Source organism: Ornithinimicrobium ciconiae, assembly GCF_007197575.1.
GTDB lineage: Bacteria > Actinomycetota > Actinomycetes > Actinomycetales > Dermatophilaceae > Ornithinicoccus > Ornithinicoccus ciconiae.
In genome coordinates, this window is sequence record NZ_CP041616.1 from 2,890,505 (window position 1) to 2,914,868 (window position 24,364).

The 24,364-nt window shown below is 68.4% G+C and carries 23 protein-coding genes and 1 other RNA gene; 11 read left to right on the forward strand and 13 right to left on the reverse strand.

Features of this window, described 5'->3' with window-relative positions:
• The first annotated feature begins 8 nt into the window (after positions 1–8).
• The 3 genes from trxA to FNH13_RS13335 all read left to right on the forward strand — a co-directional run bounded on the left by trxA (position 9) and on the right by FNH13_RS13335 (position 1,041).
• Positions 9–398: a thioredoxin gene (trxA, locus tag FNH13_RS13325; RefSeq protein WP_143783860.1), complete on the forward strand. Its 390-nt coding sequence runs from the start codon at positions 9–11 to the stop codon at positions 396–398.
• 93 nt (positions 399–491) lie between these two features.
• Positions 492–749, forward strand: coding sequence for an iron-sulfur cluster repair di-iron protein, ric (locus FNH13_RS13330; RefSeq protein WP_143783861.1), 258 nt, complete (start codon positions 492–494; stop codon positions 747–749).
• A 10-nt stretch (positions 750–759) separates the two neighbouring features.
• The gene (locus tag FNH13_RS13335; protein WP_143783862.1) at positions 760–1,041 is read left to right on the forward strand and encodes a cupin domain-containing protein; all 282 of its coding nucleotides are present in this window, start codon (positions 760–762) and stop codon (positions 1,039–1,041) included.
• A 278-nt stretch (positions 1,042–1,319) separates the two neighbouring features.
• Here FNH13_RS13335 and FNH13_RS13340 read toward each other — a convergent pair whose 3' ends face one another.
• A complete protein-coding gene (locus FNH13_RS13340) occupies positions 1,320–2,246 on the reverse strand; it encodes a tyrosine-type recombinase/integrase (protein ID WP_165700112.1) in 927 nt (308 codons plus the stop codon).
• Positions 2,247–2,669: 423 nt separating this feature from the next.
• Positions 2,670–3,035, reverse strand: a transfer-messenger RNA (tmRNA) gene (ssrA, locus tag FNH13_RS13345).
• Between the two features lie 179 nt (positions 3,036–3,214).
• Here ssrA and FNH13_RS13350 point away from each other — a divergent pair.
• On the forward strand, positions 3,215–3,697 hold the full coding sequence (locus FNH13_RS13350; RefSeq protein ID WP_143783864.1) for a hypothetical protein: 483 nt from the start codon (positions 3,215–3,217) through the stop codon (positions 3,695–3,697).
• 84 nt (positions 3,698–3,781) lie between these two features.
• Here the strand turns inward: FNH13_RS13350 and FNH13_RS13355 are convergent, their stop codons facing one another.
• The 5 genes from FNH13_RS13355 to ftsE all read right to left on the reverse strand — a co-directional run bounded on the left by FNH13_RS13355 (position 3,782) and on the right by ftsE (position 8,069).
• The gene (locus tag FNH13_RS13355; RefSeq protein WP_143783865.1) at positions 3,782–4,201 is read right to left on the reverse strand and encodes a CBS domain-containing protein; all 420 of its coding nucleotides are present in this window, start codon (positions 4,199–4,201) and stop codon (positions 3,782–3,784) included.
• A gap of 84 nt (positions 4,202–4,285) precedes the next feature.
• Positions 4,286–4,762: an SsrA-binding protein SmpB gene (gene smpB / locus FNH13_RS13360; protein WP_143783866.1), complete on the reverse strand. Its 477-nt coding sequence runs from the start codon at positions 4,760–4,762 to the stop codon at positions 4,286–4,288.
• A gap of 102 nt (positions 4,763–4,864) precedes the next feature.
• Positions 4,865–6,433: a M23 family metallopeptidase gene (locus FNH13_RS13365; protein ID WP_143783867.1), complete on the reverse strand. Its 1,569-nt coding sequence runs from the start codon at positions 6,431–6,433 to the stop codon at positions 4,865–4,867.
• Positions 6,434–6,447: 14 nt separating this feature from the next.
• Positions 6,448–7,371, reverse strand: a complete 924-nt coding sequence (gene ftsX / locus FNH13_RS13370; RefSeq protein WP_143783868.1) for a permease-like cell division protein FtsX — start codon at positions 7,369–7,371, stop codon at positions 6,448–6,450.
• Positions 7,368–8,069, reverse strand: coding sequence for a cell division ATP-binding protein FtsE (gene ftsE / locus FNH13_RS13375; protein ID WP_143783869.1), 702 nt, complete (start codon positions 8,067–8,069; stop codon positions 7,368–7,370). Before ftsE ends, ftsX begins: the two co-directional genes overlap by 4 nt.
• 250 nt (positions 8,070–8,319) lie before the next feature.
• Here ftsE and FNH13_RS13380 point away from each other — a divergent pair, with 250 nt between their 5' ends.
• Positions 8,320–9,042 carry a L,D-transpeptidase family protein gene (locus FNH13_RS13380; RefSeq protein ID WP_228266398.1) on the forward strand — a complete coding sequence of 241 codons (723 nt, stop codon included), beginning with the start codon at positions 8,320–8,322 and terminating at the stop codon, positions 9,040–9,042.
• Between the two features lie 76 nt (positions 9,043–9,118).
• On the opposite strand, the gene prfB is transcribed toward FNH13_RS13380, so the two are convergent.
• The 4 genes from prfB to FNH13_RS13400 all read right to left on the reverse strand — a co-directional run bounded on the left by prfB (position 9,119) and on the right by FNH13_RS13400 (position 15,176).
• Entirely contained in the window at positions 9,119–10,237 is a 1,119-nt protein-coding gene (prfB, locus tag FNH13_RS13385) for a peptide chain release factor 2 (protein WP_143783871.1), read from the reverse strand.
• Between the two features lie 40 nt (positions 10,238–10,277).
• Positions 10,278–11,735, reverse strand: coding sequence for a nitronate monooxygenase (locus FNH13_RS13390; RefSeq protein WP_228266399.1), 1,458 nt, complete (start codon positions 11,733–11,735; stop codon positions 10,278–10,280).
• 110 nt (positions 11,736–11,845) lie between these two features.
• Entirely contained in the window at positions 11,846–12,826 is a 981-nt protein-coding gene (holA, locus tag FNH13_RS13395; RefSeq protein ID WP_228266400.1) for a DNA polymerase III subunit delta, read from the reverse strand.
• A gap of 55 nt (positions 12,827–12,881) precedes the next feature.
• Complete coding sequence (locus FNH13_RS13400) at positions 12,882–15,176, reverse strand: ATP-dependent DNA helicase (RefSeq protein ID WP_143783873.1); 2,295 nt, start codon at positions 15,174–15,176, stop codon at positions 12,882–12,884.
• A 140-nt stretch (positions 15,177–15,316) separates the two neighbouring features.
• Here FNH13_RS13400 and FNH13_RS13405 point away from each other — a divergent pair, with 140 nt between their 5' ends.
• The 4 genes from FNH13_RS13405 (at position 15,317) to FNH13_RS13420 (ending at position 17,913) form a co-directional block, all read left to right on the forward strand.
• On the forward strand, positions 15,317–15,673 hold the full coding sequence (locus FNH13_RS13405; protein WP_143783874.1) for a carboxymuconolactone decarboxylase family protein: 357 nt from the start codon (positions 15,317–15,319) through the stop codon (positions 15,671–15,673).
• 199 nt (positions 15,674–15,872) lie between these two features.
• Complete coding sequence (locus FNH13_RS13410) at positions 15,873–17,357, forward strand: outer membrane protein assembly factor BamB family protein (protein ID WP_143783875.1); 1,485 nt, start codon at positions 15,873–15,875, stop codon at positions 17,355–17,357.
• A 68-nt stretch (positions 17,358–17,425) separates the two neighbouring features.
• A complete protein-coding gene (relB, locus tag FNH13_RS13415) occupies positions 17,426–17,659 on the forward strand; it encodes a type II toxin-antitoxin system RelB family antitoxin (protein ID WP_165700113.1) in 234 nt (77 codons plus the stop codon).
• On the forward strand, positions 17,656–17,913 hold the full coding sequence (locus FNH13_RS13420; protein WP_143783877.1) for a type II toxin-antitoxin system RelE family toxin: 258 nt from the start codon (positions 17,656–17,658) through the stop codon (positions 17,911–17,913). The genes relB and FNH13_RS13420 overlap by 4 nt, the downstream gene beginning before the upstream one ends.
• A gap of 27 nt (positions 17,914–17,940) precedes the next feature.
• On the opposite strand, the gene FNH13_RS13425 is transcribed toward FNH13_RS13420, so the two are convergent.
• Entirely contained in the window at positions 17,941–20,592 is a 2,652-nt protein-coding gene (locus tag FNH13_RS13425) for an MGH1-like glycoside hydrolase domain-containing protein (protein WP_228266401.1), read from the reverse strand.
• Between the two features lie 140 nt (positions 20,593–20,732).
• Positions 20,733–21,752 carry an isopenicillin N synthase family dioxygenase gene (locus FNH13_RS13430; RefSeq protein ID WP_143783879.1) on the reverse strand — a complete coding sequence of 340 codons (1,020 nt, stop codon included), beginning with the start codon at positions 21,750–21,752 and terminating at the stop codon, positions 20,733–20,735.
• 402 nt (positions 21,753–22,154) lie between these two features.
• Between FNH13_RS13430 and FNH13_RS13435 the strand changes: the two genes are divergently transcribed.
• Both FNH13_RS13435 and FNH13_RS13440 read left to right on the forward strand, forming a co-directional pair.
• Complete coding sequence (locus tag FNH13_RS13435) at positions 22,155–23,675, forward strand: HNH endonuclease signature motif containing protein (protein ID WP_143783880.1); 1,521 nt, start codon at positions 22,155–22,157, stop codon at positions 23,673–23,675.
• A 247-nt stretch (positions 23,676–23,922) separates the two neighbouring features.
• Entirely contained in the window at positions 23,923–24,345 is a 423-nt protein-coding gene (locus FNH13_RS13440) for a hypothetical protein (RefSeq protein ID WP_143783881.1), read from the forward strand.
• Positions 24,346–24,364 lie beyond the last annotated feature (19 nt).

A 24,364-nucleotide genomic window follows, 5' to 3' on the forward strand; every position in this document is an offset into this window, starting at 1 on the left:
ACCCCGCCATGAGCACTACCGAACTGACCCGTGAAAACCTGGACCAGACCCTCGCCGACAACGAGATCGTGCTGATCGACTGGTGGGCCGAGTGGTGCGGACCGTGCCGCGCGTTCGCCCCGGTCTATGAGCAGGTCTCGAAGAAGCACGAGGACGTCGTGTTCGGCAAGATCGACACCGAGGCACAGCAGGAGCTGGCCGCTGGCGCCCAGATCACCTCGATCCCGACGGTGATGGCGTTCCGGGACGGCATCCTGCTCTTTGCCCAGCCAGGCGTGCTGCCCGCCGCCGGCCTGGAGAGCCTGATCGGCCAGCTCAAGGAGCTCGACATGGATGAGGTGCGCGCCAAGCTGGCGACGGCCGAGTCGGAGATGGCTGACGACCCCGCTCAGGGCTGAGCCTGGGCTGTTTGGCTTGACTCAGGTCAAGGACTGTCGGCCGGCGCATCCCTAGGCTGGGAGGACCACCCAGCCAACAAGGAGTGTCCCCTGATGACTGACCTGTCGACCGCGCTAGAGCTCGCCCCTGTCGTCGAGCGCGTTCATGGCGACAACCACCCCGAGCTCACGCGCGTGCGAGAGCTGACCGAGCAGATCTCACAGTCAGCCGTTGCCACCGAGACCACGCAGCTGTTCCGTGAGTTGCGCACGATCACGCAGGACTACGCCGTCCCCAGCGATGGCTGCGAGGCCTTCACCTCGGTCTACGACTCCTTGCGGGCGGCCGACGCGAGCCACGCCAAGGCATGAGGGGCACTCGATGAGGAAGACCGTCTCCCTGGCAGAAGGCGCGGTGCTCGTCACGAAGCGGATGGAAGGCACCGAGGGGAGCGTGTTCCCGCCGCACACGGCCTCGCGTGAATCGGTCCTGGTCGTGATGGAGGGGACCTGCACCATCACGTTCGCGGACGCGGTGCACGAACTTCGCGCCGGCGACACGTTCGTGGTCCCGGCGGACGAGGTCCACCACGTTGCGGGCGTCCCAGACTTCGCCGCTGTCCACGTTATGCCCAAGGACATCCGCTTCAACTTCATCGTGTGAGACCATCGTGTGAGACCCACGACGGGGCATCGAGTTCCTGGCTTGCCGGCTAGCCCAACACGAAAGCCCCTCGGATCGGCGCGGCAGCCCGCTGGTCCCTCTGGGTCCGTCTAGTAAGGCGTGCCTGCCCGCCGTGCCGATCAGGTTCGGGTCATCGAAAACGGCGGAGATGTTGTGGCAGACTCGCACTATCGGGTGCTCCTGTTATCTGGTCGATCGGAACTGTCGCAAGTCCCATCGTCCCAGGTCACAGGGGCATTCGTGCGTTACGACTCGGCTTAGTCACCAATCACATCGGCGGATCGAGGCTGAGCGGTCGCGTGCTGGTACCGCAGCGCCACCGTGACATCGGTATGCCCGCCACGGTGCAATAGCTCGGCCAGTGTGGCACCTTGCTCCGCATACTTGCTGAGCCCCGTGTGCCGCAGGTTGTGGAAGTGGAGTCCTGGCCGGCCAGCATCATCCCTCGCGGCCCTCCAAGCTTTGTCCAGGGCGGTCTGGGAGACCCGGGCTCCGCGGGCGCCTACGAGGACCGGCGCGGTGCGCTCACACGGCGTGTAGGTCTCGAGGTGTTGCCTCAGCGTGGGCAGCAGCGCGGCAGGAACGGCGACGCTCCTGACGCTGTCCGCCTTCGGCGGTGTGAGCGCGTTGGCTTTAACGTTCCACTGTCGCCGAATATGGAGGATCGCCCGATCGGGGTCCTCCAGGTGCTCCAAGTCCCGGCGTTGCAGCCCTAGAACCTCCCCGATCCGAAGCGCGCACCACGCGGCGAGTGGGACGGCGATCCGCAGGTGCTCGGGCATCGCCTCGGTGAGCGCCTTGATTTCCACCGGTGTCGCCACGTCCCCGTGCTCGTCCTCCGGTCGGACTCGGCGGTGCTTGGCGGCCTGCGGGAAGTCGAAGGCCTGCAGGCCCCCGATCTTGGCCTTGACGGCGGCGTTGATCATTGACCGGAGGACGATGACGACGTTCGGCGCGACACCATTGACGCGGGCATCCGGGTGTCGTTTCGATGGTCGGCGGGTGAGGGTGGCAAGGTGGTCGGCCACCCGCTCGGTGGTTAGTTCAGCCATCCGGATGTGTCCTAGTTCGTCGAGCACGTGGTTCTTGAGCACCGAACGGTACGAGACCACCGTTGCCTGGGAACGGGTCGGGTTGGCCTCCAGCGCGGCCAGCCAAGTGTCGGACCATTCCTTGAGCGTCACTGACTGGGCTTCTGCCCTAGCAACCTCGGCCTTCGGCCGGCGGGACGAACCGGCCTCGCGCGGCCTCCCCGCGAGCAATGTCCATGGCGGCGCGGGCGTCTGTCAGGGTGTCGAACATGCCGAGAGCGTGGGTGCGGCCCTCATGGTCGATCCTGACCCGGTAGCGATCACGGTACCGAGTGATGCCTCTCGGCAACTTACCGGGTGCGGCCATGCGTCCTCCACGTGTGCCACTGTTGTTGCAAGGCCCGTCCAGCCCTGTCATCCAGGTCCAGCATGCCCCGTGACAGCAGTGTGACAGAAATTCTGGCGTCACATGTGTAGACATGTCCAGTCGTGTCCTCGGCGCAAAAACCCCGGACCTGCTTGTTTGCGCAGGTCCGGGGTTCTTTGTGCCCGAATTGTGTGACGTGCCCACCGCAAAGGTGGAGGTGGCGGGAATCGAACCCGCGTCCGCTGCCGGAAGACCAGGACTTCTCCGGGTGCAGTGCGCTATGGAGTTTCTCGGCCCCAGGGCTCGCGCGCACACGTTCCCTGACAGGCCCAGTTGAGTAAGAGTCCCACGTGATCCCCCAACATGATCACGCAGCAAGTTTCCTAGCTGATGCCAGACACTGAGGCGGAAACTAACTCAGGCTGACAGACTTCGGGCTCGCTCAGGCGGCGAGGGCGAAGTCGGTGCGCTTGGAATCGGCACCTATTAGTTTGCAAGGGACATTAACGAGTTGACCTTGCGTTCTCGACCCGCTTCTCCTGGAGTCGCGTACAACGTCGAAACCGATCACCCCCATGGAGCGGGGGCACGTCACACTGTGCAGTTATCAAGTCTCCGGCAGCGGCGAACCGAGCCGGAGGGTGCAGCCTACCCGTCCAACGTCGCTCCGGTCCACCGCATTCCCCACCCCCTCGGCCCGCCGCCCTCCCGCGCGTTCCGGACGCCGGCGGGCCCTGAGGTAAAGTCCCCCGGCGTGACCTCCACCAACCAGCTCATGACCCTCCGTATGCTCTCCGGCGCCTTCATCGGCGGCATCGCGATCCTCACGGCGCTCATGGTCGTGATCGCCCCGGACATGGTCGTGCCTGAGCCGTGGGTGATCGCGGTCCTGCTCGGACTCGTGGCCGCGGGCGCCGTGCTGTCCCTGGTGCTCGTGGGGACCCTGCCCGCGGCGCCCCAGGGCGCCACCCTGACCGAGCTGCTTTCCAAGGTGCAGGCGGTGCACATCATGCGCCTGGCCGTGACGGAGGCCCCGGCCATCATCGCCATCGTGCTGATGTTCCTCGCCGAGGAGCCCTCATGGGTCACCGTCGCGATCGCCGCCGTGCCGACCATCGTGGTCATGCTCGCGCTGGTGTTCCCGCACGAGGGCGTCCTGCGCCGCTACGAGAAGGCCCTGGACGCCGGCGGTGCGCGCACCCAGTTCACCGACAAGCTGCTGGGCCGCGTCGCCTGACAGTCCACCTGACCTGACAGAGGCGTATGCCGAGGGGCCGGGTCGCGCAGACCCGGCCCCTCGGCATACGGCGGGGTGGGCCTCCTAGTTGCGGCCGTAGACCATCGTCACGAAGTGGTTGATCTTGTCCTCGGACACGTGGCGGGCCAGGTCCGACTCGCTGATCATGCCGACCACCTCACCGTTCTCCACGACGGGCATGCGCTTGACCTGCTGGGTGCCCATCAGGTCCACGATGGTGTCGACGGGCTCGTCCAGGCCGATCGTGGACACGATGCCCTGAGCGAGCTCGCCCGCCGGTGTGGCTGACAGGTCGCGGCCCTCGGCGCAGGCCCGCACGACGATGTCGCGATCGGTGATGATGCCACTGAGGCCTCCCTCGGCGGACTGCACGGGCAGGCACCCCACCCCCAGGTCACGCATCATGGTCGCCGCCTCAATCAGCGACTGGTCCTCACGGACGGTCTTGATCCCGGTGTTCATGATCTCGCGGGCTGTGCTCATCTGAACTCCCTGCTGGTGCGGATGGTGCTTCGTTCCCCACCACCGTGCACGCCAGCGCCGCGACCGGCAACCGCGGAGCGCGGATCAGCCGTGCTGACGCAGGTGCGCGGACAGGGCCTTCTGCACCTCGCGGGCGTCCTGCTTCTCGCGCAGGGTCTGCCGCTTGTCGTGCTCCTTCTTGCCCTTGGCCAGCGCGATCTCGACCTTGACCCGCCCGTCCTTGAAGTAGAGCGCGAGCGGGACGATCGTGTGCCCGGACTGGTTGGCCTTGGCGACCAACTTGTCGAGCTCGTGCCGGTGCAGGAGCAGCTTGCGACGACGCCGGGCGGTGTGGTTGGTCCAGTTGCCCTGCGTGTACTCCGGGATGTGCACGCCCTCGAGCCACAGCTCCCCGTTGTAGTCGGTGGCGTAGCCGTCCACCAGGGAGGCCCGCCCCATGCGCAGCGACTTGACCTCCGTGCCGGTCAGCACGAGGCCGGCCTCGAGCGTGTCCTCGATCAGGAAGTCGTGCCGAGCCTTCTTGTTGCTCGCGATGAGCTTGCGCCCACTCTCCTTGGCCATGCTCGTGCCACCTCCTGCCGATGTATGTCGAGTGGCCGGGTTCTCCGGCGACCTCCCAGGATACCGGGTCGGCAGCCTGCGACCGAGCCGTTATCGTCTCGCTCAGAGCCAGGTGCGCGGATTGACCGGCGTCCCGTTCTCCCGCGTCTCGAAGTGCAGGTGGCAGCCCGTGGAGGTGCCGGTCGTGCCGACATAGCCCAGGACGTCACCACGAGAGACCGACCCGGAGGTGCGAGCAAAGCTCTCCAGGTGCAGATAGCGCGTGGTCAGGTTGACCCCGTTGAGGACCCCGTGGTCGACGGTGATGATGTTGCCCCCGCCGCCGCTGTAGGTCGCCCCGATGATGGTCCCTGCAGCCGGTGCCCGCACAGCGGTGCCGCAGGCTGCGCCATAGTCGAGTCCGGCGTGCAGGCGCGGATAGCCCAGCACCGGGTGCATCCGCCAGCCGAACTCGCTGGTGGTGGGTGCGTTGACCGGATGGCTGAGCACCCCGCTCGACGGCGGAGCCGGCGCGGGCGGCGGCTCGGGGGCCGGCGGCGGTGCTGGAGTTGGGGCCGGTGCGGGGGCCGGGGCAGGCGCTGGGGCCGGTGCGGGTGGGGCGGGTGTGCTGCGGCGGGACCGGTCGGCGGCCTGACGCTCGCGCTCGCGCTCCTCTGCGGCCTCCCTGCGGGCCTCCTGCGCCGCAGCCTCCTTGCGCGCCTGCTCCGCGGCCGCCTCCTGACGGGCACGCTCCTCGGCGATCCGCTTCTGCCGCGCCTCCTCGGCCAACCGCTCTTCCTCGGCCTTCTCGTCCTGCTTCAGCCCGTACTTCTCCTCCGCGAGGGCGGTCAGGTCCTGCTCCAGTGCATCTGCCTCGGCCTGCTCCTGCGCGAGGTGCTCCTCCAGCTTGGCGATCTCACCCTGGAGTGCTTCCTTCTCCTGCGCCTGCTGCGCCTCGAGAGCCTCCAGGTCGGCCTTCAGCTGCTCGGCGGACTCGCGTGCCTCGTCCTTGCGGATCGTGGTGGCCTCCGCCTCGGCGAGCAGGAGGGCGATGTCACGCCGGACCCCTGCCAGACGGTCCTGCTCCGCGGTCTCCTCGGCGATCTGGCTGCCCAGACGCTCGATAGTGCTGTCCTGCACGCGCATCACGGTCCGTGCCATCGACATCTCCTCGATGGCGTTGCTCTCCCCCACCAGGACCTCGAGCGTGAGCGTGATGGTGCCCAACCCACCGCTCTTGTAGGACTCCCGGGCGATGGAGCCGACGGCGCTCCGGGTCTCCGCCTGCGCGGCGGCGTTGTCCGCCAGGCTGGACTCGATCTTCGCCTCGTTGGCGTAGGCGACCTCCAACTCGCCGGCGACTCGCTCCTCCTCAGCCTGTGCCTCGACGAGTTCGTCCTCGGCGATCGCCAGGTCGATCCTGGCCTGGTCCACCTTTGCCGTGGTCTCTCTCAGCGCCTTGTCCGCAGCCTGAAGCTCGGCGGAGGTGTCCTCCAGGTCGTGGGCCAGCTCCTCCTGCCGCTCCTGCGAGGCGGCCTGGTCGGCCTGGCGCTGCTGCTCCTGCCGCTCGACCTCCCGGATCCGGTCCCGGATGTCGTCCAGCCCGGCGACGGCCGGGGTGGCGGCCAGCATGCCCGCCATCGTCAGGGCCACCACCACGCTCCAGCGATGGCGTCGTGTCGTGTTCGTCATGTCGGGACCGCCTCTCAGACACGCACGTGTCGTCGTAGTGCCAACCAGGATGTGATGACCGCCAGCAGCACGGCGCCGCCGACCAGTATGGGGGTGATGGTCCACAGGTCGGCGGGGCCGATCAGTCCGATCATGCCGGTCTGTCCCGCCAGCAGGTCGGACAGGAAACCGCTGATGCCGTACTCCACCATCGACCACAGCAGCCCGATCGCCAGCACGGCCCCCAGGAGCGTGGCCAGCACGGTCTCGACGAGGAAGGGCACCTGGATGGTGAAGGCGGAGGCTCCGACGAGCCGCATAATGTTGGTCTCGCGACGTCGGCTCCAGGCCGTGAGCCGGATCGTGGTGCTGATCAGCAGGACCGCGCAGGCCACCATGGCGGCCGCCAGCCCGACTGCCGAGAGACTGATGGCGTTGAGGAAGGTGAAGAGCTTGTCGACCACCTCGCGCTGGTCCTCCACGCTCTCCACTCCCGGCGCACCGTCAAAGGCGCTGGCCACGACCTCATACTTCGTCGGATCGGCAAGCCGCACCCGGAAGCTCTCGGGGATGGCCTCCTGCGGGATCGAGTCGAGGACCGGAGAGTTGCGGAACTGCTCGCGGAAGCGCTCGTAGGCCTCCTCGTTCGACTCGTACCAGTACTCCTCGACCAGCCCGTCGAGGCGGTCGAGGTCGTCGCGCAACTGGTCCCGCTGGGCGTCGGTGACCGCTCCGCCGGCGCAGGAGGCCACGTCGTCGGCATCCGGGGTGCACAGGAAGATCGAGACCTGGACCCGGTCGTACCAGTAGCCCTTGAGGGTGTCGACCTGGCGCTGCGCCAGCAGGCCGCTGCCCAGGAAGAACAGGGAGACCATCGTGACCAGGACGACCGCCACGAACATCGAGGTGTTGCGACGCAGCCCGTTCCAGACCTCGCCCAGCAGGAAACCCATCCTCATACCAGGCCGTCCTCGACCGCGTGGTACTCCCCGTCAGCCTGGTCCCGCACGATGACCCCGTCGCGCAGCTGCACCACGCGCTTGCGGAACTTGTTGACGATGGTGGTGTCGTGCGTGGCCATCACCACCGTCGTCCCTGTGCGGTTGATGCGGTCCAGGATCGCCACGATCTCCTCGCTGGTCTCGGGGTCGAGGTTGCCGGTCGGCTCGTCGGCGAGCAGGATCGCTGGCTTGTTGACCATCGCGCGGGCGATCGCCACCCGCTGCTGCTCGCCACCGGACAACTCGTGCGGCAGGCGCCGGCCCTTGTCCGCCAGCCCCACCAGCTCCAGGGTCTCGGGCACCAGCTGCCTGATCGTGTGACGCTTCGCGCCGAGCACCTGCAGGACATAGGCGACGTTCTGCGTGACCGTCTTGCCCGAGAGCAGACGGAAGTCCTGGAAGACAGTGCCGACCTGACGGCGCAGCCCGGGCACCTTGCGGTGCGGCAACCTCGACAGGTCCTTGCCGGCGACCAGGACCCTGCCCTGGGTGGCTTCCTGCTCCAGGATGATGAGCCGCATCATCGTCGACTTGCCGGAGCCTGACGCCCCCACCACAAAGACGAAGTCTCCGCGCCCGATCTCGACGTCGATGTCCGACAGCGCGGGCGCATCGCCCTTGGCGTAGCGCATCGTGACGTTCTCGAATGTGATCATCGGGTGGCACCGCTGCCTTCGTCGTGCGGGACCGGCCGGTCTCGGGCTGTCCGGCAGGCCTCCGGGCGACACGGGGTTGCCGCCGGTGCTTGCCACGTTACGGGTGTTACTGGTGTGATTGTGGTAATTCGACAGTCCGGGCGTGGTGCGATTCGCCACACCTGGGGACTTTTCCAGGATCGCGTGCAACTCCTGGGGTGGTCCAGTGCGTCTGCGAAGAGGCAGAGTGATCTCGGGGAAAGGGAACATCGTGAGGCGACCAGCAGACAGCCCACCGGGGGCGGCGACGCGTCGCACCCTCCTGCGCGGGGGCGCCGCCGCAGCGCTCGGAGGTGCGCTGACCGTGCTGGCCAGCAGTCCTGGCCAGGCGGCCTGGCCGACCTTCACGCTCGGTTCCTCCGGCGAGCACGTCTCTGCCCTGCAGCGTCTGCTGGGCGAGCGCGGCTACTGGTGCGGGACTCCCGACGGGCACTTCGGCGGGCTGACTCAGCAGGCCGTCTACGCCCTCCAGAAGTCCGGTGGCCTGACCCCCGACGCGGTCGTGGGTCGGCAGACTCTCAAGGCGCTCTCGGCGTGGGTCCAGCCGGCCGTGCTCGACGACGGGCCCGGGACGCGGGTGGTGGTCCAGCTGGAGCGGCAGGTCCTGACCGTGCTGCGCGACGGGGTGCTGCAGCTGACCCTCAACACCTCCACCGGCAACGGCGAGCCCTACGACTGGTACGGACGCACCTACAACGCCAACACCCGCCCCGGCGACTTCGAGGTCTTCCAGACCTACTCCCCCGGCTGGCAGACCGGACCGCTGGGCCGGCTCTACCGTCCGCAGTACTTCAACGGCGGCATCGCCGTGCACGGCTCGGAGTTCATCCCGCCCTATCCGGACTCCCACGGCTGCTGCCGCGTCTCGGTGGCCGCGATGGACATGCTCTGGGAGGGCACCATGGACATGGGCACTCCAGTCCGCGTCGTCTGACCTATTTTTGGAGAGGTTTCGTCGGCGGATTCACCATTTTTAGAGGGGTTTCGTAGGCGTCCTCACCCGTGCCTGCTCAGGCGTTCGAGGCCTCGCGCTGCTGATTGCGCCTCCACCGGATGCCGGCCTCGATAAAGGCGTCGATCTCACCGTCGAGGACGGCAGACGTCGACCCGACCTCGTATTCCGTGCGCAGATCCTTGACCATCTGGTAAGGGTGCAGCACATAGGAGCGCATCTGCTCGCCCCAGCTGGCCTTGATGTCCCCGGCCAGTTCCTTCTTGGCAGCGTCCTCCTCCTGCTTCTTCAGCAGCAGGAGGCGCGACTGCAGCACCCGCAGCGCGGCGGCCCGGTTCTGGATCTGGCTCTTCTCGTTCTGCATCGATACGACCGTGCCGGTCGGCAGGTGCGTCATCCGCACCGCGGAGTCGGTCGTGTTGACCGACTGCCCACCCGGTCCGGAGGAGCGGAACACGTCGACCTTGAGGTCGTGCTCCGGGATCTCGATCGTGTCCGTGGACTCGATCAGCGGGATCACCTCGACGGCGGCGAAGCTCGTCTGGCGCCGCCCCTGGTTGTCGAACGGGCTGATCCGCACCAGCCGGTGGGTCCCCGCCTCGACGGCCAGCGTGCCGAAGGCATAGGGCGCCTTGATCTCGAAGGTGGCCGACTTCAGACCCGCCTCCTCGGCGTAGGAGGTGTCCAGCACCGTGGTCGCATAACCGTGCCGCTCGGCCCAGCGCAGATACATCCGCATGAGCATCTCGGCGAAGTCGGCGGCATCCACCCCGCCCGCACCGGCCCGGATGGTCACGACCGCGTCGCGCTCGTCATACTCACCGCTGAGCAGGGTGCGAACCTCCAGCTCGCTGACGGCCTTCTTGACCCTGGCCAGCTCCGCCTCCGCCTCGACCATGGTCTCGGCGTCCGCCTCCTCCTGGCCCAGCTCCACGAGCGCCTGGAGGTCATCGACCCGAGTCTCCATGGAGGTCACCCGGTCGTGCTCTGCCTTGACCCGGGAGAGCTGGCTGGTCACCTGCTGGGCACGCTCGACGTCGTCCCACAGGTCCGGGGCTGACACCTGGGTCTCGAGGTCGGTGATCTGCTGCTCGAGCCGATCCAGGTCACTGACATCCCGGACCGACTTCACGGTCGTCCGAAGTGCCTTGATCTCGCTGTCGAAGTCCACTGCCACAAGGAGACAGCCTACGCGACGGAGCGTTGACCCCGTGAGGTCAGGCGAACTGGACCCTCCGGATCCGCGCTGCCGGGACCTTTGACATCAGCCACTCGACGGCCTGCTGGGCCGACCAGCCCTCGACATAGGTGCGGATCAGCTCGCTCGCGCCGACCAGGTCCTGGCCGAGGGTGACCAGGCGGGCCTCGACGTAGCCGTCCTTGCGCTCCTGGCCCAGGCCGATGTTGGCCATCAGTCCGTTGCACAGGCACTTGCGCCCCTCGGTGGCCTCCTGCTCGCCACCCTTCTTCAGATACATGTGCACGGGCTCGGCGGGGCAGCGGTAGCCGACCTCGCCGTCCTCGCGCTCGTAGGGCGTGCGCAGGTAGGACAGGTCGCACAGCCGGGGACGTGCCTGGTAGGTCTCTTCCTCGCTGGCGGTGTCGGTGAGGCTGGCGACCTTGAACGGGAAGCCGGTGGGGCTGGCCAGCGGGTCATTCTTGACCTCGAGCTTGCCTTCGCGCAGGTCCGCCAGCATCGATTCGCGGGTGGCGTTGGTGATGCCGCTGTCGAGGGAGAGGGCAAACAGGGTGCCGACCTGCACCCCTGCCGCGCCGAGCGCGAGCGCCTCTTCGACCTTCTCGGGTGTGCCATAGGCACCGGCCAGCCAGAAGGGCAGGCCCAGCTCGACCATCTTGGCCAGGTTGGCGTCATCACGCGGACCGTAGATCGGCTCACCGCGCTCGTCGAGCTGCATCTTGCCCCGCGGCGGGGCGCTGTGCCCGCCGGCGACCGGACCCTCTACGACAAAACCGTCCGGCCGGATCTCGGGATCGCGATAGAGGTAGTTGGCCAGAGCGTCTACGGAGACGATCGCCAGGAAGTCGGGGCGTTTCATCGTGGGGAGGGAGTCGCCGAGCAGGTCGGCGGGGTCGACCTCGATGTAGCGGGTGATCTTGCCGCCCAGGACGTCGGCCGAGATCCGCCCGGGTCGGCCAGCCGAGATGTCGCGCAGCAGACGCGGGATCTCCCGGGGGATGCCGGCGCCCATCAGGACGTAGTCCACTCCGGCCAGGACGGCGCCGAGGAGGGCGGTCGGCGTGGCCATCTGGACCTTCTCCAGGCAGTTGATGCCGACCGCACCGTCATGTCCCTCCTTGGCCAGCCACACCTCGGCGAAGTTGCCGACCACCGCGAGCTCCTGGCCGGCGCGGGCCGTCGTGAGGGTGAGTTTGGGGATGGGCTTGTAGGGCGTGCCAGGCTTGCGCCCACCGGAGATGAAGTACTTGTCCATGACCCGGGCGGCCATGTCGGCGTCGGGGAAGGCAGCCATCGCGCGTCGCATGTGCCCGCCGGGGTCACCGTCTTGGAGGCGGCGCGAGAGCACGGCGTCCATGGCCGTGCCGGACACGACGCCCACCTGGCCGGCCATGGCGACCTCACGGGCGAGTTGCCAGGAGGAGACGGCGACGCCCATGCCTCCCTGGATGACGACGGGTAGTGCAGTGGGAGCCACGGGGGCCTCCTCAAGGTCTGGGGTGCTCGGCCAAGCGGACATACGAGTCCGTAGGTTTCGCTTGCGTAACCTACGGTAGCGTAGGGACGCCAGATCTCGCCAGCCGTGACTCAACCGCGGCGTTCGCGGCACACGGCCAGCACGGCCCGCTCCACGGCATACTCCGGGTCTCTGGCGACGGCCGTCCCCGTGCGCAGACCACCCTTGATGTCCACGTCCGCGGCGGCCACCGCCTCGATGGCCCGACCCAGCCGTATGCCGTCCCAGCCCTGCGCGGTGCGGCGTGCCTGGTCGACCTGCCACGGGGCCATCCCCAGGTCGCGGGCCAGGTTCGCCGAGCTCGCTCGTCCCGCGCTGGCGACCTTGCCGACCTGCCGCAGCTGCATCGCCAGGACGGCCACGATCGGCACCGGGTCGAGGCCGCCAGCGAGAGCGTGGCGCAGCAGCCGCAGCGCCTCGGCTGTGTCACCGCGCAGCGCGGCATCTGCCACCTTGAAGCCGGTCGTCTCGACCTTGTCACCGTAGTAGGTCTCGACGTCCTCGGCGCGCACCCGTCCCGTGGTGTCCCGGACGAGCTGGGCGCAGGCGGTCGCCAGCTCGGCGACATCCTTGCCGACCGCCTGCACGAGCGCGGTGATCGCCGGCTCCTCGATCTGCCTCCTGGCTGCCCGGAACTCCTGCTGCACGAACGAGGTCTTGTCCCGGTCCGACTTGACGGCGGGAGCGGTGATCACCCGGCCATTCTTCTTGAGCAGGTCCAGGACCCGCTTGCCGCGGTTGCCGCTCTTGTGCCGCACGATCAGGGTGACTCCGTCGGGCGGGTCCTGCGCCAGCGCGTGAGCATCCTCGACCAACGAGTCGTCGGCCTCCTCGAAGCCGTCGACCACGATGGCTGTCCACCCGCCGAACAGCGAGGGGCTCGCGTGGACACCGAGCGCGCCCGGCTCGTAGCCCTGTGCCGAGATCTTCACGAAGTCGACCTCAGGGTCGTGCGCCCGCAGCGCGGTCAGGACGGAGTCCACCGCACGCTCGGCAAGGATCTGCTCCGGCCCGGACACCAGCACCAGGTCGGGGACGTCGGACTCGCTCACCGGCTACGCCTCTCTGTGCCCGCGGTGGTCGGGCGCACCAGCCGGGTCAGTCTCGTCACAGCTCCAGCATCCCATCAGCCTGCAGCTCCAGGCCGAGCTGGTTGAGTCGGGCGGTGATCGCATCGGGTGGCAGCTGCAGGTGGTCGGCGAGCTCGGTCAGGTCGATGCCCGCCTCGACGCCGTCGCGCAGCTCCTCATCCTGCTCCTGTGTCCACGCGTGCCCACCGGTCACCGCGGTGCGGGCGCTGCGCGCGACCGGTGGCGGATCTGCGACGGGAGCGAGGGAGGATTCGGTCGTCCCAGATAGACCACCCGCGCAGGCCGAGGCTGATGCTGTCGAAGCCAGTGATGCTGATCCCTTGGACGACGCCCCAGTCCCCCGCGCCACCGGCTCGGCGACGGGCAGCGGGTCGGGCGCGGTCTCGTCCAGACGGCGCAGCGCGTCGAGCACCATCTGCCGGTTGGTGGTCGGCCAGAACGGCGGGAGCGACTTCTGGAGGAACCCGGCATAGCGCGCGGACATCATCCGGGAGTCGAGGAAGGCCACCACTCCCCTGTCCTGACCGCGGCGCACCAAGCGGCCAGCACCTTGGGCGAGTTTCAGCGCGGCGTGGGTGGCACTGACCTGCATGAACCCGTTGCCGCCCATGCGGGCGATCGCCTCGGAACGGGCCGACGCCAGCGGGTCGTCGGGACGCGGGAACGGGATGCGATCGATGATCACCAACTGGCAGGCAGACCCAGGCACGTCCACGCCCTGCCACAGCGACATCGTGCCGAACAGACAGGTGGAGGCATCTGCCGCGAACTGGCGGACCAGGGTCGGCGTCTGGTCATCGCCCTGGCACAGGACCGTGATGCCGGCGTCCTTGAGCCGGGTGCGCATCTCCTCGGTCGCGGCTTCGGCGGCCCGGCGAGAGCTGAACAGTCCGAGCGTCCGACCCCCGGCGGCCCGCACCAGGGCCTCGATCTCATCGAAGGTCTGGTCGGAGGTGCCGTCCCGGCCCGGCGGCGGCAGGTTCTTGGCGACATAGGCGATGGCCTGCTGCTTGTAGTCGAATGGACTCCCCACATCCAGGCCGTTCCACGCTGGCCCGCCACGGCCCGTGAGGCCGAGGGTCCCGGCGACGGAGTCAAAGGTGCCGCCCAGCTCCAGGGTCGCCGAGGTGAGCACGACGGTGCGCTCGCTGAACAGCTTGTCGCGCAGCAGCATCGCCACGCTCATCGGGGCGACCCGCAGCACCGCACCACGCATCCGGTCCTGACTGATCCACGCGACGTCGAGCTCGCGCTCCTCGAGCACACGCTCGGCCGTGTCAAAGACATCCTCAACCGCGGCTCGAGCCACCTGTCGGGCCCCGTCAGCTGCTTCCTTGTCCTTGGGCTTGAGCTCGGACTGCAGCCCCCGGGCGGCGTCGCGCACGGACCCCAGAGCCAGCACCAGCCGATCGGGCAGGCCGGTCAGTCGCCCCTCGGGCAGCTCGTCGAGCACGGTCTGCATGGCCGTGGCGGCCTCGGTCAGGTCGGCAGTCTCCCCCATCCGTGCGGCCCGCTTGGCTGCTGCCGCGACCGTGCTGGAGGTGAGCTCGTCGGTGATGGTGGAGGTCACCCGGTCGGTGAGCTCGTGGGCCTCGTCGATGATCAGCAGGTCGTGGTCGGGCAGCATCTGCCGTCCCTCGAACGCGTCGATCGCCATGAACGAGTGGTTGGTGACGATGACGTCCACCTGCTGGGCCGCGGCCCGGGAGATCTCGACGAAGCACTCCCCGACCTGCGGGCAGGACTGGCCAAGGCACTCCCGCGCGGAGACTGACACCTGACGCCAGGCGCGGTTGGTCACCCCGGGCACGAGCTCGTCGCGGTCACCGGACTCGGTGAGGTCGGCCCACTCCCGCAGGCGCAGCACCTCCTCCCCGAGGCGGCTGCGCTCCTTGTCCACTGCGCCCATCGACACCAGCGCACCCTCGTCGTCGTCGGGGAAGCCGCCGTCGAGCTTGTGCTGGCACAGATAGTTGGAGCGTCCCTTGACGAGCGCGAAGGTCGGACGCCGTCCCACCACCGGCTGGAGAGCCTCGGCGATGCGTGGCAGGTCCCGGTCGATGATCTGAGCCTGCAGCGCCAGTGTGGCCGTGGCCACGACGACGGGCTTGCCCGTAGCCATGCCGTGCGCGATCGCCGGGACGAGGTAGGCCAGCGACTTGCCGGTGCCGGTGCCCGCCTGCACGAGCAGATGCTCCTCGTGCTCCACAGCATCGCGCACCGCGCGGGCCATCTGCACCTGCCCAGAACGTTCGGTGCCGCCGACCCCTTGGACCGCCGCGTGCAGGAGGGCGTCGAGGTCGGCAGGCATGGCCCAAGAGTATGTCGCGGGGCCGACACCGCGGGTGCCCACCGGGGTGCCCTGTGGACGAGCGGGTCTGCCGCGGCCGCGTGTGGACACTTTGTCGACCCGCAACTGGCCGGGATCTGTGCCTGGCTAGGGTCAGGCTCATGAGCGAACACCACCACGGGCAAGAGGTTCTCGACGGCATCATCCCCCTGGGCCGTGAGCTGCGCCGGGCGATCCCGGAGGTCTACAAAAGTTATGGCGCCCTGCACGCGGCAGCGCTGGGTCCCGGTGCGCTGGACACCAAGACCAAGGAGCTCATCGCGCTGGGCATCTCGGTGACCAGCCGGTGTGACGGCTGCATCGCCAACCACGCCAAGGCAGCAGCCAAGGCGGGCGCTACGCGTGAAGAAGCTGCCGAAGCGATCGGTGTTGCCATCATGATGAGCGGCGGACCAGGCACTGTCTACGGACCCCGCGCCTACGACGCCTTCTGCGAGTTCGCCGACAAGCAGGGCTGAGCCGCTCGGCCGTGACATCACGACTCCGCCCATGAGAGCTGTGGTTGCGACATGTGCACCGTAAGACCACTTGTTCACGGGATATAACGCCTGCACAAGTCCGCTCGCGGTGCACATGTCTGGGCTTGCGGTGGTCCGCGAGCACTCGCCCTGTGGACAACTTCTGCGGCAGCCTGGCCATGCGTGTTCCGCTGGGCACATGCGCCACTCACGCCTGCTCCTAGCCCTGCCGATTACGCTCGCCCTCGCGGCCTGCCAGGGCCAGACCGTCGACGCCCCGGAGACGAGCGCCACCACCGACAACTCGCCACGGCCAGCTGAGCCCCAGCCCAGCACCCAGACCACCGCCGCGCCAGAGCAGGAGCTGGCCCGTGTCCGGTGGCACACCGACGACGTCGTGCCAGCCTCCGCTCCGGTGCTGGTCGGCGACGCTCTCGTGCTCTACAGCGTGGATGACGACCACCTGATGCTCACGGGTGTGGATCCGCAGGACGGTGCGGTGCTCTGGTCCAGTCATGCGAGCGCATCGTTGCGTCCGCGCGGACAGGCACTGAGAGTCAAGGAGGTGGGAGGCCTGGTGGCTCACCTCGAGCCGTCAGATTCCGGCCCGGCCAACGCGGCTGTCGCCTTTGCGGTCCTGCGCGACCCAGTGACCGGGCACGAAGTGCTCAGGTCCAGCGATGCGCTGAGCCACGCGGACCTGCCGTCCGCCTGTCCGCACGACGGCGCTGTGGCGTGCCTGACGGTTCCTGTCAACGGGGACTGGAGTCAGCAGGCGCTGATGTCGGACGGACGGCTCGAGACACCTCCAGAGACCGCCGCTGGCGTGCCCGGCTGGACGGCGATCGGAACGCTCGGACTCAGCCGGCTTGCCGGCGACAACACCCAGGTGGGCCGCATCGTCGACGGTGAACCGACCTGGCAGATCGACACGACCCAGACCTACGGTGCTGGTCAGTCCACCGCCACCAGCTGGTTGTTCGACAGTTTCGGCGACGACTCTGTCCTGGTCGGCTCGATCGGGCTCGGCCTCGAACCGCCGGCTGACGGCGAGGCCTGGGACCTGACAGAGCACCTGACTCTCGGCCTGGACGCCACGACCGGGGAGGTGCTGTGGCGGGCACCGGCCACCTCAAACTTCTGCGACACCGACATCACCGGCAACGATGACGACCCGCTCCTGGCCTGCCTCTGGCACAACGGACAAGGCGTGGCCCACGATCGGGCTCTCACCTACGAAGACATCGACATCGACCTCGTCCGGCTCGACCCACTGACCGGTGAACGGCTCTGGCAGGTGGCTCTCGGAGCGACCACTTCTGCGGACGGGGAGCCCTCGCGACCCGAGCCGTGGCTGGTGAGTCCCAGCGAGATCGCGGTGACATCCTCCGACGGCCTGCTGATCATCGACGTCGAGACGGGGGCCGATCGCCCCGCGACCGCCTCGGACCGTCACTGGGTGGAGGACTCTGACCTGGTCGACCTCCAGACGCCAGGCAGCGCCGTCGATCAGGTCCTGCTCACCGGCCGATATCGGGTGCTCGACGGCACCGGCGAGCCTGCCCCGGACGTGCCGTGGCCGCTGCCCGGCACGATCGGCATCGACCTCGCGGACAGCGCGGGCGTGGTCGTGGCGGAGCCGGATGGACTGACGGCCTATGCCGATCCAGGGTCAGACCGATGAGTCCGGGCGCCGAGGCGCTCTGGCAGGTGCCCTATAGTTATATAGAAGCACGAGATGGAGGTGCCACGATGGCGACGAAGCAGCTCAACACCAGTGTTGACTCATCGCTCTACGAGCGACTCGACCGCCTGGCGACCCGAACCGGTCGGTCTCGGTCCCATTACGCGGCCGAGTTCATCGAGCGCGGGCTGAACGACCTGGAGGACCACTACCTGCTCAAGGACTCCCTGCAGGAGTTCTACGCCACCGACGAGGAGTCGATCGCGCACGAGGATGTGGACTGGGACGCTCTCGGTCGATGAGCTACCAGGTCGGCTACACACCGAAGGCGCTCAAGGAGATCGGAAGGCTCGACCGGGCGCAGGTGAAGCGGATCCGGCGGTTCTTCGAGGAGACCCTCGACCTGGAGAACCCCCGATCTCGCGGCAAACCTCTCAATGGCCCGGCCGAGTGGCGATACCGGATCGGAGACTATCGGCTCCTGTGCCTCATCGAGGACCACGTTCTCATCGTCCTCGTGGTGAGGGTGGCGCACCGGCGCGAGGTGTATCGCTGACTCAGAAGGATGTCGCGACCACTCCCCTCAGCGGTTCGTGATCCCGTCCGGCGCACAGATGTAGTGGGCAACCATGGCCGTCCAGCCCGTCTGGTGCGAGGCGCCGAGGCCGGTGCCGTTGTCGCCGTTGAAGTATTCGCTGAACGTCGGGTGCACGTCCCACAGCGGTCCGCTCGGGTGATGGATCGGCGTGCTCGGCCGCCTCCCATCCGGTCCGGGGCGGAACAACGAGACCAGCCGCTGCTCGATCTCGGTCGCGACGTCGGTCAACGACAGCCGGTTGTCGGAGCCGGTCGGGAACTCGACCCGCATGTCGATCCCGGCTCCGCGGCCATAGATCCGCACGGCATCCGTGAGCATGGCATTGACCGGGAACCAGATCGGGCCTCGCCAGTTGGAGTTGCCGCCGAACATGCCGGACCGGGACTCCGCAGGCTCATAGCGCAGGCCGAGCTCATCGTTGCCGATCCGGACCGTCAGGCCCTCCCGGTGCGCAGCGGACAGCGAGCGGATGCCGTGCGGCGCCAGGAACTCGCCCTCATCGAGCAGGTAACCGACCAACGAGCCAAGCTGCTCCTGGCTGAGCATTGACAGCGTGCGGACCGAGTAGCCGTGGAAGTTCGTGTGCAGCAACGCATCCTGCAACTCAGGACGCCGCTCGGTCCATCCGCGCAGGAAGTCGGTCAGGTCCGGGAGCTCCTGGGCCACCCAGTTGGGCAGGATGGACACCCCGGTCAGGGGCAGCAGCCCGACCATCGAGCGGACCGGCATACGGTGTGCCGTGCCGTCGCTCTCGACGAGCACGTCCTGGAAGAAGCGCATCTCCGGGTCCCACAGCGAGGTGTGGTCGGCGCCGATGTCCTCCATCGTCTCCGCGATGGCCAGGAAGTGCACCAGGAACTTGGTGGCGACCTCGTCCCATGCCGGGTCCTCACGGGCCAGCTCCACCGCCATCCGCAGCATCCGCAGGCAGAACATCCCCATCCACGCGGTCGCGTCGGCCTGCTCCAGGCGCCCACCGCCGGGCAGTTCGTCGGAGCGGTCGAACAGCCCGACGTTGTCCATCCCGAGGAAGCCGCCCTCAAAGACATTGGACCCGTCAGCGTCCTTGCGATTGACCCACCATGGGAAGTTGAGCAGCATCTTGAGCACGATCCGCTGCAGGAAGTCGCGGTCCTGGTTGCCGTCGATGCTGTAGACCTGCCACGCCGCCCACGGGTGCACCGGCGGGTTGACGTCGGAGAAGTTCCACTCATAGGCCGGCAGCTGCCCGTTGGGGTGCATCGCCCACTCGCGGCACATCAGCAGCAACTGGAACTTGGCGAAGGCCGGATCGACGTGCGCCAGCGGCACGGTGTGGAAGGCCAGGTCCCAGGTCGCAAACCAGGGATACTCCCACTCGTCGGGCATCGAGATGACCTCGGCGAGGTTGACGTGCTGCCAGTGCACATTGCGGCCGGTATGCCGGTCCGCTCGCTGCGGAGGTGGCGGCGGCTGGCCCGGGTCGCCGGCGAGCCACCGGGGCACGTCATACAGATAGAGCTGCTTGCCCCACTGGAGACCGGCGAAGGCGCGGCGCGCGATGTGCCGGTCGTCGTCACTGGTGCCCTCGGGGAGCACCCCGGCATAGAACTCGTCGGCCTCGTCGCGACGCGTCGCAAGGACCTCGTCGTTGGGCTGGACCTCCTGCTCCGGCTGGGCGGTGAGCCGCAGGCGCACGGTCACGCTCTGCCCCGGGCCGACCTGGTCGAACTGCCACCAGAGAGCCGCCTTGGTGCCGGTCTGCTCCGGATTGCCGGCGTCCTCGCCGTGGACGATCGCCCGCTCGACGACATCCTTCGGGTATGCCGTGTGCCCGGCCGGGACGGCGTCCTCACCGTAGAGCGCCGCGTGGTTGGTCTCGTTGTCGCAGAACAGAACCCGGGGTCCGCCCTCCGCTGACAACCGGACCTGGCCCAGCTCGTGGTGGCGAGCCAGCAGGGTCACCTGCCCCTCGGCATACTCCCCCTGGCTGTCCAGGACGATCTCAGGACGCCGGTCGTCGAGGCCCCACGACCAGGTGTTGCGGAACCACAACTGCGGCACGAGGTGCAGCGGCGCGGGGTCCGGCCCGTGATTGGTCGCGGTGACCTCCATGACGATGTCCGTGGGTGAGGCCTTGGCGTGGGTCACGACGACGTCGAAGAACCGATCCTCCTGCAGCACACCGGCGTCGGACAGCTCGAACTCGTCGTCGTCATAGCCTCGGGCGGCATTGCCGTCGATCAGCTCCTGGTAGGGGAAGGCGGCCTGGGGGTAGCGGTAGAGCCACTGGGCATAGCTGTGGGTCGGCGTGCCGTCGAGGGCCCACCAGTACTCCTTGGCGTCCTCGCCGTGGTTGCCCTGCGGGTTGGTCAGCCCGAACAGCCGCTCCTTGAGCCGGTCGTCGCGCCCGTTCCACAGCGCCAGCCCCAGGTTGAGGAAGCCGTCGATGTCGCAGAGGCCGGCCAGGCCGTCCTCACCCCAGCGATAGGCCCGCTGGTGCGCGTGGGCGAACGGGAAGTGGTCCCAGGCGTTGCCGTCGGCGGAGTAGTCCTCGCGGACCGTGCCCCACTGCCGGGCGGAGACGTAGGGACCCCACTGGCGCCAGGGCGCGCGCGGGTCGTCGGACTCGTCGATGCGTTGCTGCTCGGCGTTCACGTCCCGAGCCTGCCACAACTCTTGGGGAGGTCCGGTCCGCCCGTCGGGCATCCTGAGGGAGGTTGGAACGGTCAGCGAGCACCCTGTGGGACATTCGGGCCGACCCCCTAGTAGTGGCGCACGCCCTCCCCCAGTTCCCCTCAGGCGGTGCGCTGCTGCGGCGGTGACAGGTGCGGGTGGTGCACCTCCGTGACATCGGGGTGGGCCCGGACCCGGCTCTTGAGCAGGTTCTCCCCATAGACACCCAGGATCGGGTTGCTCTCATCGAGCGTGACGCCAGGTGCCTGCGCGGCCAGCTCCTCGGGCAACGTGAGCTTCGGGAAGGTCGCATCGAGCGCGGGGTTGTGGAAGTAGGGCACCGAGATGCGGTCCGTCCCCGGCTCCGGTGCTAGGACACGGTGGTTGGTGGCCTTGAGATAGCCGTCGGTGGCCCACTCGAGCATCTCGCCGATGTTGACGATGAAGGCTCCCTCGATCGGCGGAGCGTCCAGCGGCTCCCCGTGTCGCTCGACCTGCAGGCCGGCCTTGCCTGGCTCGACATAGAGGAGGGTCAGCACCCCGGGATCGTTGTGCCACCCGACACCCTGCGTGGTGCCGCCCTCGACCCGGCCCGGATAGCGCACCACCTTGGTCAGGGTCGCCGGGGTGTCACCGAAGGTCGCGTCGAAGACGTCGCGGGGCTGCTCTAGGGACTCGGCCCACTCGGCCAGCAGGCGGGTCGCCACCCCAGACAGGCTCGCGTTCCAGGTCTCGACAACCTCCCGCACGCGCGGGAGCGCCGTCGGCCACAGGTTCGGCCCCTGCAGCGCCCAGTAGTCCGGGACCGCCGGGCCGCTCGGGACGGCGGCACGCTCGGGACCGATGTCGATCTGCTCACGCCAGTCGACCTTGCCCTGGGTGCGCTCCCCGCCGACGCGGGTGTAGCCGCGGTAGTGCGGGCTGGTCACGTTCTCGATCTCCAACTTGTCGGCCTCGGGGAGGGCGAAGAACTCTCGGGCGACGCTGATGATGTCGCCGGTCAGGGACGGGTCGATGCCGTGTCCGACGAGGTAGAAGAAGCCGTAGTCGTGGGTGGCCTCGCGCAACTGCTCCCGGAACTGGGCGGCAGTGGCGGGGTCGTCGGCAAGAGAGAGGTCGAGGACGGGCAGGTGGTCGGTCATGGGTCAGTTTCCTTCGAGGGATGCCAGAGGGGCTGGGTGCAGGTATGCCGGGTGCCTGGGCTGACACACGCGTGCAGTACCGCAGGGGGCGAGCAGGCGCGCTGTCGCAGTCAGGGACGACGCAGGACAGGCTGGGCGGTCGTCAGCGACGACAGAGAGCGCTGGCGGTGGAACCGAGGTCCACGTGGAGGCGGCGCACGAGCGGCGCGGAGTCCTCGTTAGCAAACATGGTCTTATCGTAAGCATCATGTCGAGTTAGGCAGAACGCGGGGTCGTCCACGCCCCGAGACGTGACCTCGGGTGCGCGTGGTGGGGAGCGGTTTGCGTGGGAAGCGTGCTCGCTCGTTCGTGGCGTTTCGGCAGGTCAGGGCATTGTCAGTGGTGGGTGGTTAGATCATCTGTATGAAGTCATCGGGAGTCGACACCACGGCCGGGCAGGACCTGGCCGGTGTCGACCTGCCCGGTGTCGACCTGCCCGGTAGCGACCTGCCCGGTAGCGACCTGCCCGGTAGTGACCTGCCCGGGGCTGAGGGCGAGGTGGTGGCGGGGTTCGGGGCGTGGGAGGCGGCGGTGCGCACCGACCTCGGTGAGGCTGGTGACCCGGAGAGTGCGCAGTTCTGGGCGTTGGTCGCCCAGATCGACCAGGCCGAAGCCGAAGCCGATGCCGGCGCTGATGGCGGCTTGGTGGGTGGGGGTCGGTGGGTGGACCCGGCCCAGGAACTGATGGTTGGGTTGGCCGGGGCCGGTGCCAACCTCGCCCGAGCCTCCGCGGTGGACGCTGAGGACCTGGTGCGGGTCTTCGAGCCCGGGATCGTCTCCGCCCTGGAAACGGTCGGGCGGGTCCGGGCACAGGTCGAGGGCCTGGGGTTCGCCCTGGCCGTGGAGGCCTCCACCCGAGGGCTACCCACCCAGGTCGGGTTGACGTTGGGCGAGTGGCTGCGGGTGCGCTGCCCGTGGATCTCGCGCCAGGAAGGCGCACAGATCGCCGACATCGTCCGGGCCGGGAAAACACCCTGGGGCACCCAGCTGGGCGCTGACGTCGCAGCCGGGATCACCCCGGTGCGGCGGGCGTGGCGGGTGGCCAAGACCATGTTCCGCCTCGCCGGATGCCTCCAGGTCGACCAACAGATCGACTACGCCCAGATCGCCACCAGCGCCGCAGCCAACCCCGACATCACCGACCCCGAGCTGGAACTGGTCTGCAAGAAACTGCTGATCGACCTGCTCGACAAAAAACCACGCGAAGACGCCAAACGGTTCGCACACGAACTGCGGTGCGTCTCCCGCCGCCCGCTAGCCACCGGACTGACCCGCTTGACCATCGACGCCCCCGACGCCGACGCCGCCCTGCTCGAAGGAGTCCTCAACGGACCCCTCGCCGCCCCCGCCCCCGCCCAGGACGGCACCCCCGACCAACGGTCCTGGGGACAACGGGCCTACGACGCCCTGATCATGGTCATCAACCGCGGCATGTCCAACCCCGGTTCCCCACCCTCCAGTGGGCGGGCCTCGGTGATGATCACCATCAAGGCCGACCCGACCACCGGCAAACCCGTCGGTGCCGGCGTCACCGCCCTGGGACAGATCCTCGACCCCGAACAAGTCGGACGCTTCGCCTGCACCGGAGACGTCACCCCCATCGCCCTCGGCGACTATGGCGAACCCCTCTCCCTGGGCCGCACCGTGCGGCTAGCGACCCCGGGACAGTTCAAAGCCCTCCTCGTACGCGACGGCGGGTGCACCTTCGCCGGATGCACCGTGCCCGGCACCTACTGCGACGCCCACCACCTAGCCTGGTGGTCCCGCGAAGGCGGCACCGACATCCTCAACCTCGTCCTACTCTGCCCACGACACCACACCCTCGTCCACGACAAAGACCTCACCGCCACCATCCGAGGATCCAACGTCACCTGGCACCTCTAACCACCACGCCCCACAGCCCGGCCCACCAGCCGGGCCACAAACACGCGCCCAGGGCCGCCATTGGCAGGCAGACCCTGGCCGCACCCCCGACACCACCATGGCCGACCCGGCCACGGCGCCTTCTGCAGCGCTCACTCCATGGACGGAAACATGCGCTTCCTCGCCGCGTGGGGAACCCCGACCGACCCCAGGGCGTCGCACCAGCGACGGGTCGCCACGAGGGCGCCCGAGGACGGGGACAGCGACGATGGGCAATCTGTTAGCGCTCCTGGTGGCGGCGCTCCTGGCGACGCTGGGCTTCACCAGTTGCACGGGGACCACCCCGCCGTTGGACCCTGACCCGCCCCTGGATCCTGGCCCTGCGGCATACCAGGTCGGCAGCACCCTCGCGCAGTGGGACGAGGGCACCTTCCCCGAGGTCGTCGACAACCCGGAGATTCCCCTTGGCCACCGACTCATCACCACCGAGACCGAGCGGGATGCACTGTTGGACAGTGACCCCGGACTCCCCGACCTGTCCGAGGTCGCTGCGGTCGATCTGGAGCTCAGCGTCCTGGTTGTCGGCGGTTACCACTCCTGCCAGGAGCAGGGCGCGGTCTACACCAACAATGCGGTGGTCTGGTTCGACGCCGTCGTGCCTGCCTCGGACGAACACATCGACTGTGCCTGATCGCCGTTCACCGCGCAGA